This is a genomic window from Rubrobacter sp. M3-4, assembly GCF_059772285.1.
This window is the reverse complement of sequence record NZ_JCBAJP010000003.1, coordinates 41001-52500: the sequence shown is the minus strand read 5'-3', so window position 1 is coordinate 52500 and position 11500 is coordinate 41001. Positions and strand designations below refer to the sequence as shown.

The 11500-nt window shown below is 66.0% G+C and carries 12 protein-coding genes and 2 rRNA genes (1 of these 14 running past the window's edge); 13 read left to right on the top strand and 1 reads right to left on the bottom strand.

Features of this window, described 5'->3' with window-relative positions; all coding sequences use genetic code 11:
* The 11 genes from AC6EKW_RS04095 to ruvB form a co-directional block, all read left to right on the top strand.
* Nucleotides 1-1295: ribosomal RNA gene (locus AC6EKW_RS04095) — 23S ribosomal RNA — on the top strand (it extends 1702 nt beyond the left edge of the window).
* Nucleotides 1296-1378: 83 nt separating this feature from the next.
* Nucleotides 1379-1495: ribosomal RNA gene (gene rrf, locus AC6EKW_RS04090) — 5S ribosomal RNA — on the top strand.
* 116 nt (nt 1496-1611) lie between these two features.
* Nucleotides 1612-1998: a TraR/DksA family transcriptional regulator gene (locus AC6EKW_RS04085; protein WP_273887543.1), complete on the top strand. Its 387-nt coding sequence runs from the start codon at nt 1612-1614 to the stop codon at nt 1996-1998.
* Between the two features lie 45 nt (nt 1999-2043).
* Entirely contained in the window at nt 2044-3216 is a 1173-nt protein-coding gene (locus AC6EKW_RS04080) for an ArsA family ATPase (protein WP_498513771.1), read from the top strand.
* Complete coding sequence (locus AC6EKW_RS04075; RefSeq protein WP_498513770.1) at nt 3206-3415, top strand: hypothetical protein; 210 nt, start codon at nt 3206-3208, stop codon at nt 3413-3415. The genes AC6EKW_RS04080 and AC6EKW_RS04075 overlap by 11 nt, the downstream gene beginning before the upstream one ends.
* Nucleotides 3416-3494: 79 nt before the next feature.
* Entirely contained in the window at nt 3495-4391 is an 897-nt protein-coding gene (gene pdxS, locus AC6EKW_RS04070) for a pyridoxal 5'-phosphate synthase lyase subunit PdxS (protein ID WP_498513769.1), read from the top strand.
* A complete protein-coding gene (gene pdxT / locus AC6EKW_RS04065; protein WP_498513768.1) occupies nt 4381-4980 on the top strand; it encodes a pyridoxal 5'-phosphate synthase glutaminase subunit PdxT in 600 nt (199 codons plus the stop codon). The genes pdxS and pdxT overlap by 11 nt, the downstream gene beginning before the upstream one ends.
* Complete coding sequence (locus tag AC6EKW_RS04060) at nt 4977-5729, top strand: YebC/PmpR family DNA-binding transcriptional regulator (protein WP_273887548.1); 753 nt, start codon at nt 4977-4979, stop codon at nt 5727-5729. The genes pdxT and AC6EKW_RS04060 overlap by 4 nt, the downstream gene beginning before the upstream one ends.
* Nucleotides 5730-5743: 14 nt before the next feature.
* Complete coding sequence (gene ruvC / locus AC6EKW_RS04055) at nt 5744-6265, top strand: crossover junction endodeoxyribonuclease RuvC (RefSeq protein ID WP_273887549.1); 522 nt, start codon at nt 5744-5746, stop codon at nt 6263-6265.
* 137 nt (nt 6266-6402) lie between these two features.
* Nucleotides 6403-6999 (top strand): Holliday junction branch migration protein RuvA, encoded by a 597-nt coding sequence (gene ruvA, locus AC6EKW_RS04050; RefSeq protein ID WP_273887550.1) that lies wholly within the window; start codon nt 6403-6405, stop codon nt 6997-6999.
* A 25-nt stretch (nt 7000-7024) separates the two neighbouring features.
* Nucleotides 7025-8035: a Holliday junction branch migration DNA helicase RuvB gene (ruvB, locus tag AC6EKW_RS04045; RefSeq protein ID WP_420542035.1), complete on the top strand. Its 1011-nt coding sequence runs from the start codon at nt 7025-7027 to the stop codon at nt 8033-8035.
* Between the two features lie 42 nt (nt 8036-8077).
* Here ruvB and ilvD read toward each other — a convergent pair whose 3' ends face one another.
* The gene (gene ilvD, locus AC6EKW_RS04040) at nt 8078-9757 is read right to left on the bottom strand and encodes a dihydroxy-acid dehydratase (protein WP_273887552.1); all 1680 of its coding nucleotides are present in this window, start codon (nt 9755-9757) and stop codon (nt 8078-8080) included.
* Between the two features lie 124 nt (nt 9758-9881).
* Between ilvD and AC6EKW_RS04035 the strand changes: the two genes are divergently transcribed.
* Nucleotides 9882-10805: a DMT family transporter gene (locus AC6EKW_RS04035; RefSeq protein WP_273887553.1), complete on the top strand. Its 924-nt coding sequence runs from the start codon at nt 9882-9884 to the stop codon at nt 10803-10805.
* Between the two features lie 46 nt (nt 10806-10851).
* Nucleotides 10852-11499, top strand: coding sequence for a hypothetical protein (locus AC6EKW_RS04030; RefSeq protein ID WP_273887554.1), 648 nt, complete (start codon nt 10852-10854; stop codon nt 11497-11499).
* Nucleotide 11500: the final 1 nt, after the last annotated feature.

Genomic DNA, 11500 nt, shown 5'->3' with positions numbered 1-11500 from the left:
CAAACCGACACAGGTGGGCGAGTGGAGAACACTAAGGCGATCGAGCGAACTCTGGTCAAGGAACTCGGCAAATTGTCCCCGTAACTTCGGGAGAAGGGGAGCTCTGGACGGTGAGGGTCCTCGCGGCCCACAGCTGTCCGGAGCCGCAGAGAATAGGCCCAGGCGACTGTTTACCAAAAACACAGGTCTCTGCTAAGTCGTAAGACGATGTATAGGGGCTGACGCCTGCCCAATGCCAGAACGTTAAGGAAGGGGGTTAGCCTTCGGGCGAAGCTCCCGACCGAAGCGCTGGTCAATGGCGGCGGTAACTATAACCGTCCTAAGGTAGCGAAATTCCTTGTCGGGTAAGTTCCGACCTGCACGAAAGGCGTAACGATCTGGGCGCTGTCTCGACCAGAGGCTCGGTGAAATTGTAGTATCGGTGAAGATGCCGATTACCCGCGGAAAGACGGAAAGACCCCGTGAACCTTTACTGTAACCTGGCATTGGACATCGGCACGCCTTGTGCAGGATAGGAGGGAGGCTGAGAAGCCGGGGCGCCAGCCTCGGTGGAGCCGTCCTTGAGATACCTCCCTGGGCGTGTTGGTGTTCTAACCCGGCGCCGTGATCCGGGTCGGGAACAGTGTCAGGCGGGCAGTTTGACTGGGGCGGTCGCCTCCTAAAGGGTAACGGAGGCGCCCAAAGGTCCCCTCAGCACGGTCGGAAATCGTGCGCAGAGTGCAAAGGCATAAGGGGGCTTGACTGTGAGACCGACAGGTCGAGCAGGGACGAAAGTCGGGCTTAGTGATCCGGCGGTTACGCGTGGAAGTGCCGTCGCTCAACGGATAAAAGGTACTCCGGGGATAACAGGCTTATAGCTGCCAAGAGTTCACATCGACGCAGCTGTTTGGCACCTCGATGTCGGCTCGTCGCATCCTGGGGCTGGAGCGGGTCCCAAGGGTTGGGCTGTTCGCCCATTAAAGCGGTACGCGAGCTGGGTTCAGAACGTCGTGAGACAGTTCGGTCCCTATCTTCCGCGGGCGTTGGAGGCTTGAGGGGAGCGACTCCCAGTACGAGAGGACCGGAGTGGACGCACCTCTGGTGTACCGGTTGTCCTGCCAAGGGCATCGCCGGGTAGCTATGTGCGGAAGGGATAACCGCTGAAGGCATCTAAGCGGGAAGCCCACCCCAAGATGAGGCCTCCCACCCCCTCGAGGGGGTAAGGCTCCTGGTAGACTACCAGGTTGATAGGCCACAGGTGTAAGCGCCGCGAGGCGTTCAGCCGAGTGGTACTAATAGGCCGAGGGCTTAATGGTTTTCGGCTTGGCGCTATGCAGTTTTCAGAGACCGGGCCCGTTTTCTCGTGCGGGCGCGTTTAAAACAGAATAGCTGCTTTCGAAAGGGTGACGATAGCGGCGGGGATACACCTCTTCCCATTCCGAACAGAGAAGTTAAGCCCGCCAGCGCCGATGGTACTGCGGGGGGGACCCCGTGGGAGAGTAGGTCGTCGCCCATTTTTTGTGCGCTTTTTCGGCGCTGGTTCCGAGCCCGCCGGTCTCTGGCGGGTCCTGTCTCTACGATCTGCGGTTTGTAGTATAAGGAAGGTGTGATACGGGTGAGACAGGGGGTTGTGTGAAGAACGAAGAGATCGACGAGGGGTTCGTGACGCGTCAGCGAGAGAGGCTCGAGCGGTTGCGGGAAGAGCTCGTGCAGAGGCGGCGCGGCATGGAGGAGGACGAGCGGGAGCGCAGCGAGGAGCAGCGGGATGTCCAGCCGGACTCCGGGGATCAGAGCCGGTACATGTTCGATCGGGAGATGGACGCCACGATCGGGGGGCGGGCCGCCCGGCGCCTCGAGGACGTCGAACGGGCGCTGGAGAAGATCGAGGAGGGGACCTACGGGATCTGCGACGATACCGGACGGCCGATCCCGCGGGGGAGGCTGGAGGCGATGCCGGAGGCCATACGGACGGTCGAGGCGCAGGAGAGGTTCGAGCGCGAGCGGCGCCCCGGACGTTAGGGGGAGGAGCAGCGGCAGAGCACCGAGAGAAGGTCGGTGGCGGATTTGCGGATCATACTGTACACGGGTAAGGGAGGCGTCGGGAAGACGAGCGTGGCGGCCGCGACCGCGTTGAAGGCGGCCTCGGAGGGGAAGAAGGTGCTCGTCATGAGCACCGACCCCGCGCACTCGCTCTCGGATGCGTTCGACGAGGAAGTCGGGCCGGAGCCCAGGCAGATGGCGCAGGGGCTCTGGGCGCAGGAGATGGACCAGTCGTCGATGATCGAGGAGTACTGGGCCGAGATCCAGAACTATCTCACCGCCGTCTTCGAGTGGCAGGGTACGACCGACGTGGCCGCCGACGAGCTGGCGAGGCTGCCTGGGATGGACGAGCTCTTCGGGTTGCTCGCGGTGCGTCGGCACCATCGCGAGGGGGGCTACGACGCCCTGATCCTGGACGCTGCGCCCACGGGAGAGACCCTGAAGTTGTTGAGTTTGCCGGATCAGATGAGCTGGTATGTGGAGAAGATCCTGCCCGTCCAGCGGCGGGTCGCGAGCATCGCCCGGCCGCTCGCCCGCCGGACGAAGGCCCTTCCGCCGCTGCCCGAGGACAGCGTGTTCGCCGCCGGGCAGCGCTTCTACGACGCGCTCGCGGAGGCGGAGGAGGTGCTCACCGACAGGGAGAACGCCTCGGTGCGGCTGGTGGTGAACGCCGAGAAGATGGTCGTCGCCGAGGCCAGGCGGGCCTACACCTACCTCAACCTCTACGATTACGGTGTGGATGCGGTCGTGGTCAACCGGCTGCTGCCCGAGACCGTCAGGGACCCGTACTTCGAGGAGTGGCGTCGGGCGCAGGAGCACCACATGCGCACCATCCGGGACTCCTTCGAGCCGATCCCCATCCTCACCGCGCGCCTCTTCGAGCGTGAGATGTACGGCCTCGAAGCGCTCTCGGAGCTTGCCGGAGAGATCTTCGACGGAGCGGACCCGCTGGAGGTGATGTTCCGCGGGGAGACGCACAGCATCGTCAAGCGTGACGGCGGTTACGAGGTCGTGCTGAGCCTGCCGTTCGTGGAGAAGGAGAGCCTCGAGCTCTCCAAGCGCGGTGCCGAGCTACTCGTTAGCGTCGGGAGTTACAGGAGGAACATACTGCTGCCGGACTCGATGGCGAGGCTCGCTGCGGCCGGCGCCAGTTTCGAGGACGGCAAGCTATGCGTGAGGTTGAAGGATGCATCCTGAAGAAGGGAAGCGGAGAGGATACCCTCTGCTCGGGTTGATCGCCTACGCCCTCGTGCCCGGAGAGCGCCGGACCCGGGCCGCCGGGCACTTCCGGAGAGCCGCGCTCGAGGCCGCTCTGGGGGTCAGGGCGCTGGTGCGCTCCGGTGAGCGCGCGTCCGGGGGTGGAAAAATTGTGCGAGAGCGGATAGACGTGGAGTAGAGGGTGGGTCCGTTGGCTTAATGTAGCCCCGGTAGTAAGATTAAACTCACCGAACCTCATCAGATACACGGGAGAAAGCATGGCGGAGAACGAACCTATCACCGGCACCTTCAGGGTGAAGAGCGGGATGGCCCAGATGCTCAAGGGCGGGGTCATCATGGACGTAGTGAACGCCGAGCAGGCCAAGATCGCCGAGGAGGCCGGGGCCGTGGCGGTCATGGCGCTGGAGAGGGTCCCGGCGGACATCCGGGCGCAGGGCGGGGTCGCCAGGATGAGCGACCCGGAGAAGATAATCGAGATCCAGGAAGCCGTCACCATCCCGGTGATGGCGAAGGTGCGCATCGGACACTTCGTCGAGGCGCAGGTTCTCGAGGCGCTCGAGGTGGACTACATCGACGAGTCGGAGGTCTTGACCCCGGCGGACGAGACCAACCACATAAACAAGTGGGACTTCACGGTTCCCTTCGTGTGTGGGGCGACGAACCTCGGGGAGGCTCTCCGGCGCATCGGGGAGGGGGCGGCGATGATCCGCTCCAAGGGCGAGGCCGGAACCGGGAACGTCGTGGAGGCCGTCAGGCACATGCGGGCGATCGTGGGCGGGATAAGGAAGCTCACCACGCTCGGTCCTGAGGAGCTGATGGCCGAGGCGAAGTCTCTCGGGGCGCCGTACGAGCTGGTCAAGTGGGTGGCACAGAACGGGAAGCTCCCGGTGGTGCTCTTCACCGCCGGCGGGATCGCCACGCCGGCGGATGCCGCCTTGATGATGCAGCTCGGGGCGGATGGCGTCTTCGTGGGGAGCGGAATCTTCAAGAGCTCCGACCCCGCGAAACGGGCGGCGGCGATCGTGAAGGCGACGACCAACTACGACGATCCGAAGGCCATCGCGGAGGTGAGCCGGGGGCTCGGCGAGGCGATGGTCGGCAGGGAGATGAGCGAGCTTCTCGAAGGGGAGCGTCTGGCGACGCGTGGCTGGTAAGGAAGCGGAGAGAGACGGCAGGCGGATAGGGGTGCTCGCGCTGCAGGGGGATGTACGTGAGCACCTCCAGATGCTGCGCGAGATAGGCGTCGAGGCCGTGGAGGTCAGAAAGCCGGAAGACCTCCGGGGGCTCGCGGGCGTGATCTTGCCGGGTGGGGAGTCCACGACCATCGGCAAGATGATGGCCGAGGGCGGGCTCCTCGACGCCATAAGGAGCTTCTTCTACGGCGGTGGCGGCGTCTGGGGAACCTGCGCGGGGATGGTCCTCGCGGCTTCGGCCACCACCGGTCCTTCGCAGCCGCTGCTCGGGTTGATGAACGCGCTGGTCGAGCGCAACGGCTTCGGGCGGCAGGTCAGGTCTTTCGAGCGGGATCTCGAGGTGAAGGGGTTCGATCGTCCGTTCAGGGGGGTCTTCATCCGGGCCCCGTTCTTCGAAGACGTGGGCCCCGGGGTGGAGGTGCTCTCCGAGGTGGATGGCAAGGTGGTCGCCGCCCGCGCAGAGAACGTGCTGGTGACCGCGTTCCACCCGGAGCTCACCGACGACACCCGCTTCCACGAGTACTTCGTGAAGGAGGTCTGCAAGAGATGAGCGGTCATTCCAAGTGGTCTACGATAAAGCGCAAGAAGGGTGCCCAGGATGCCAAGCGCGGGGCGCTCTTCGGGAAGCTCTCGCGAGCCATAACCGTGGCGGCCCGGGAGGGGGGAGGAGATCCGGGTGCGAACCCGGCGCTCGCCCTGGCGGTGCAGAAGGCGAAGGACGCCAACATGCCCAACGACAACATCCAACGGGCCATAGACAAGGGGACGGGCGCCGGCTCCGAGGCGGAAGCCTACGAGCGGATCACCTACGAAGGCTACGCGCCGGGCGGTGTGGCGGTGCTGGTCGAGGTGCTCACCGACAACCGCAACCGGGCCGCCTCGGACGTACGATACATCTTCTCCAAGCACGGCGGGAAGCTCGGGACCACCGGGTCGGTGTCGTACCTGTTCGAGCGCAAGGGCGTGATCCTGGTCCCCAGAGAATCTGTGGACGAGGACCGGCTGATGGAGGCGGCGCTCGAAGTCGGGGCCGAGGACGTCGAGGTGCAGGAGAGCGACTACAGGATACTCACCACCCCGGAAGATTTCGCCCGGGTGCGTGACGGTCTGCGCGAGGCCGGGATAGAGATAGACGACGCCCAGCTCACGATGGAGCCGCAGAACACGGTGCCGCTCGATCCCTCGACCGCCCGCCAGACCCTGCGCCTGATCGACGCGCTCGAGGAGAACGACGACGTGCAGGAGGTTCATGCCAACTTCGACATCTCCGACGAGGTGATGGCCGAGGTGGCGGGCTGAGACCCGACCACCCGTTGGGCCACGACACCCAAAGGGGGCGGGTCATACTCGGCGTGGACCCCGGCACCGCGACGACGGGCTGGGGGGTGATACGCCAGAACGGCAACCGCGTCCGCTACGTGCAGCACGGGGCGATCACCACCCCATCCGAATGGGAGATGCCCCGGCGCCTGAACCGGCTCTTCGAAGGGGTATCTGAACTCGTAAAGGGCTACCGCCCCGATGCGGTGGCGGTGGAGGAGCTCTTCTTCAACACCAACGTGACGACCGCCATCACCGTTGGTCAGGCGCGAGGCGTGGTATTGCTTGCGTGCCACCGTGCCGGGGTAGGGATCTACGAATACACCCCGCTGCAGGTCAAGCAAACGATCACCTCCTACGGCCGGGCGGACAAGCGGCAGGTGCAGGAGATGGTCAGAACCCTGCTGAACCTGCGCGAGATCCCGCGCCCGGACGACGCGGCGGACGGGCTCGCCATAGCCCTCTGCCACGCGTTCACCTCGAGGATGTCCGGAAGGATCGAGGCCGCCCGCTAGCTGGGCGGCTCGGGGCCGCCGCGGTCGTAACCACGCATCGTCATGAAGTGTGTCGGAGTCGGCCTGTCCCTTGGACGGGGTATGGGTAAGGCCAGATCGGCGTGGGGAACCCGGTGGTGTTGTAGGATAATCGACGTATGATCGAAAGGTTGAGGGGCAGGCTCATCGAGCGGGACGACTCGGGTGTCGTGGTCGAGGTTGGCGGTGTCGGCTACCGGGTGCTCGTCTCGCGTTCGTCGCTGCGGGAGCTTCCGGAGCTCGGGGAAGAGTGTGTGCTGCACACCCGGATGGTGGTGAGGGAGGATGCGATCACGCTGTTCGGGTTCGCGGGATCGGACGAGAGAGGGGCCTTCGATGCGCTCACCTCGGTGAGCAAGGTGGGCCCGAAGCTCGCGCTCGCGGTGCTTTCGGCGCTCTCTCCGGAAGAACTGGCGGAGGCCGTTGCGAGGGGGGACGTGATCCGGCTGTCCAGCGTGCCGGGTCTCGGGAAGAAGACCGCCGAGCGGCTGGTCCTGGAGCTGCGCGGCAGAGAGTTTGCAGCGTGTGGTGCTACCGTGGATGGTGGTGCGAGTTCCGGGAGGCACAGGGGGCCGTTCATGGAGGCGAGGGAGGCGCTCGTCGGGCTCGGGTACACGCTGGAGGAGGCCGAGGAGGCGCTCTCAGGGGTGCCGCAGCAGGATACGGTCGAAGGTTACGTGAGAGAGGCGCTCAGGCGGATAGGGAGCAGGCGCTAGGGTGGAAGAGTTCGACGACTTCACGGTGCGCGGGGAAGGTAGAGAGCGGCCGCTCGACCCCGGGGAATTTCCGGAGGACGACGAGCCGACCCTGAGGCCGCGCACCCTGGACGAGTTCATCGGGCAGGACGAACTCAAGGAGAACCTGAGGATCTTCGTCGAGGCCGCCAGGCGGCGGAACGAGCCGCTCGACCACGTGCTCCTGGCAGGACCTCCGGGGCTCGGCAAGACCTCGCTGTGCTACATCCTGGCGCGCGAGATGGGGGTCGGCATCCGGATAACCAGCGGTCCGACGCTCGAGCGGGCCGGCGACATCGCGGCGATCATCACCAACCTGGAGGAGGGCGACTTCCTGTTCATCGACGAGATCCACCGTCTCAACCGGGCGGTGGAGGAGGTGCTCTACCCGGCGATGGAGGAGTTCGCGGTGGACATCGTGCTCGGGCAGGGACCCTCGGCGCGCACGATAAGGATGGACGTGCCGCGCTTCACGCTCGTCGGGGCGACGACGAGGACGGGGCTCATCACCTCGCCCCTGCGCGATCGTTTCGGCTTCTCCAGCCGGCTCGACTACTACTCGCCGGAGGATCTGGAGAAGATCGTGCTGCGCAACGCCAGGATACTCGGCGTCCCGATCACCGGGGAGGGGGCGCGCCAGCTCGCCCGGCGCAGCCGCGGGACCCCGCGGGTGGCTAACCGGCTGCTCAAGCGGGTGCGCGACTACGCCGAGGTCGTCGGCGACGGCAGGATCGACGAGAAGACCGCCCGTGACGCGCTGGCGATGCAGGGGGTGGACGACCTCGGGCTCGACCGCATCGACCGCGAGTACCTCAGGCTCATCATCGAGAAGTTCGACGGCGGGCCGGTCGGGCTCGGGACGCTCGCGGTGGCTCTGGGAGAAGCGCGGGACACGGTAGAGGACGTCTACGAGCCGTACCTGCTGCAGAGTGGGCTCATCCAGCGTACCAGCCGCGGACGCATCGCCACCCGCCGGGCCTACGAGCACCTGGGGATCCCGCTGCCGCATCGGAGCTAGGACGGACGGCTCGCGAGCCGTCCGTCCCAGGACCTCACCACATCAGCGGGGACGGGTGATCGCCCCCTCCGAGGCGGATGCGACGAGCGCGGCGTACTTGGCCATCACGCCGGTCTTGTAGCGAGGTTCGGGCTCGCGCCACCGCGCCATCCGGGACCTTATCTCCTCCTCGGAGACGTCCATGTTGAGGGTGCGGTTCGCCACGTCTATCGTGATGGTGTCCCCCTCTCTCAGGGCGGCGATGGGGCCGCCCTGGGCCGCCTCGGGGGCTATGTGGGCGGCCATGAGGCCGTGGGTCGCGCCGGAGAAGCGGCCGTCGGTGAGCAGGGCAACCGAGTCACCGAGGCCCTCGCCGACGAGGGCCGCCGTGACGCCGAGCATCTCGCGCATCCCGGGACCGCCCTTCGGGCCCTCGTAGCGGATTACGACCACGTCGTTCTCGCGTATCTCCCCGGCCGTCACCGCGCGCATCGCGTCCTCCTCGGAGTCGAAGACGCGCGCCGGGCCGGTGTGGAGCATCCGCTCGTGACCGGCGACCTTCAGGACGCAGCCTTCCGGGGCGAGGTTGCCGTGCAGGATGACGAAGCCGCCGGTCTTCTTCAGCGGTTTCTCGACGGGCACGATCACATCCTGCCCCTCCGTCTCCCGGGCCTCTCCCACCTCCTCGGCCAGGGTGCGGCCGGTGACGTTGAGGCATGAGCCGTCTATGAGTCCGGCGTCGAGGAGGCGTTTGCCGAGCAGGCGGCTCCCGCCGGCCCGGTCCATGTCGACCGCGGTGTAGCGCCCACCGGGCTTGAGGTCTGCGATGATGGGGGTTCGTTCGCTCACCCGGTCGAAGTCGTCTATGTCGAGCGGGATCTCCGCCTCGCGGGCTATGGCGAGCAGGTGCAAAACGGCGTTGGTCGAGCCGCCGGTGGCGGCGACCGTGGCGATCGCGTTCTCGAACGAGGCGCGGGTCAGGATGTCCCGGGGGGTGAGGTTTCTTTCCAGGAGCTGCATGACGAGACGGCCTGCTTCGCGGCAGATCTGGTCTTTGCGGGCGTCGAGGGCGGGGGGACCAGCCGATCCGATCGGGGAGAGGCCGAGCACCTCGAGGGCCAGGGCCATCGTGTTCGCGGTGTACTGGCCGCCGCAGGCGCCCGCACCCGGGCACGCCACGCCCTCGAGCTCGCGCAGATCTTCGTCCGAGAATTTGCCGGCGGCGTGCGCGCCTATGGCCTCGAAGACGTCCTGGATCGTTACGTCACGGCCCCGGAAGCGGCCCGGGGCTATCGAGCCGCCGTAGATGACGAAGGAGGGGATGTCGAGGCGCGTGATCGCCATCGCGGCGGCCGGGATGGTCTTGTCGCAGCCGACGAGGGCCACGACGGCGTCGAACATCTGTCCCCGGGCTACCAGCTCGATGGAGTCGGCTATGACCTCGCGGGAGATGAGCGAGGTCTTCATGCCTTCGGTGCCCATCGTCTCTCCGTCGGAGATGGCGATGGTGTTGAACTCCATGGGGGTGGCGCCGGCCTCGCGCAGCCCTTCCTTCAGCTTTTCGGAGAGCCGGCGGAGATGGAAGTTGCAGGGCATCGTCTCGATCCAGGTGTTGGCGATCCCGACGATGGGTTTGCGGAGGTCCTCGTCGGTGTAGCCTATCGCCCTGAAGTAAGAGCGGGCGGCCGCCCGCTCGGGGCCGTCGAGGAGGACGCTGCTTCTGCGGCGGATGTTCGTCTGCATGTCCTGTCCGTGCTCCAGTCTCGCTCGCCTTCTGTCTCCTTGTGAAGCGGAGTATAGATAATGCCGGGGGGCCGGCGCCAGAAGGGGGGCGTCTGTGCGAAGGGAGTGGTTTAGAATCCCGGGGATGAAGAGAACGGGAGATGGTGGCCGCGTCCTGGCCGCGCTTTCGGTCACGCTGGTTCTCTGGGCCTCTGCGTTCGCCGGAATCCGGGCAGCCATGATTTCTTACGGACCGGGGGAGGTGGCCCTCTTCAGGTTGCTCGTGGCCTCGGCGGGGCTCGCGGCCTTCGCCGCGGTGCGGAGGATGTCCCTGCCCGATCTCCGGGACGTACCGGCCATACTGGCGTGCGGGCTGTTCGGTTTTACGGTCTACCATGCGGGGCTCAACTTTGGTGAGAGGAGCGTGGAGGCCGGGACGGCGAGCCTGCTCATCGCCACGGCGCCCGTTTTCGTGGCGTTGCTGGCCCGGGTGTTCCTGGGAGAGCGCCTGAGGGCAGCCGGATGGATAGGCATGCTGGTGAGCCTGTTGGGGGCGGCCGTGATCTCTTTCGGGGAGGGCGGAGGGCACGGGTTCGACTCCAACGCCCTGTCGATCCTGCTCGCTGCTTTCGGGGAGAGCTGTTACTTCGTGATCCAGCAGCGTTACCTCCGCAAGTATGGGTCTCTCGCCTTTACGACCTACTCGATCTGGGCCGGGACACTCTTTGCTCTGTTCTTTCTGCCCGGCATGATCTCCGAGGTGCCCTCGGCTTCCGTGCAGGCTACGGCATCGGTCGTTTTCCTGGGCCTGTTCCCCACGGCGGTGGCCTACGTCACCTACGCCTACGTCTCCACCCGCGCGGGTGCCGCGGTCTCGGCCAGCTTCCTGTACCTGATCCCGGCGCTCGCGTTCCTGATCGCCTGGCTCTGGCTCGGCGAGGTACCCACGCTGCTCTCGGTGGCGGGAGGGGTGGTGACGCTCTGCGGCGTGGTTATCGTCGGCATGCGGGGACGGACGGCGGACGCGCCGCCGCGAAAAACGAGCTCCGAGCCTTCTCGAGACGTGTAACCTGCATTTATAAGGAGACGGATGCAGGCGGAGGTAAGGAGCATCTATGCGCAGACTGGCCGTGCTGATGATCGGCCTCCTGATACTCGGCGGCTGCGGCGCCGGCGGGGGAATCCAGGGAAGCAGCAGTGCATCGAGTAGCGCCGCGGCCTCTGCCAGCGCAGGCTCCACGAGCGGGCCCGCAAGCTCCCCATCCAGCGGCGCGGCCTCTACCGGAGGCAAGGTGACAGTGGGAGGGTTTACCGTGCGGCTCCCTGGCAAGGGGGAGGTCAAGGTCCCGAAGGTCACCGCCACCCGCGACGAGATCAAGACGTACCTGAACCAGGTCCGTCCCATCATCCGGAACACGGAGCAGCAGGTCGCACAGGTCGCCAACCTCAACGCGAAGATCAAGAACGGCAACTTCTCCGCCAGCGCCAACCTGAAGTCGGTGCAGAACGCCGAGCAGGCCACCCGGCGGGGATTCGAGAAGCTGAAGAGTGTCCAGCCCCCGAAAGACCTCCGGCCGATCCACGAGAAGCTCGTGCAGGCGTACGACCAGGCGCTGCCCGCATACAAAAACCTGGGTCAGGCGTTGCAGAGCGGGAACCTGCGTAAGATAACGACGAGCGTGGGCAAGAACCTGCCGGGCGTCCAGCGGCAGCTCTTGGAGTCGCGGAAGATCCTGCGGCAGCTCTCGCGAGAGTCCGGCTGAA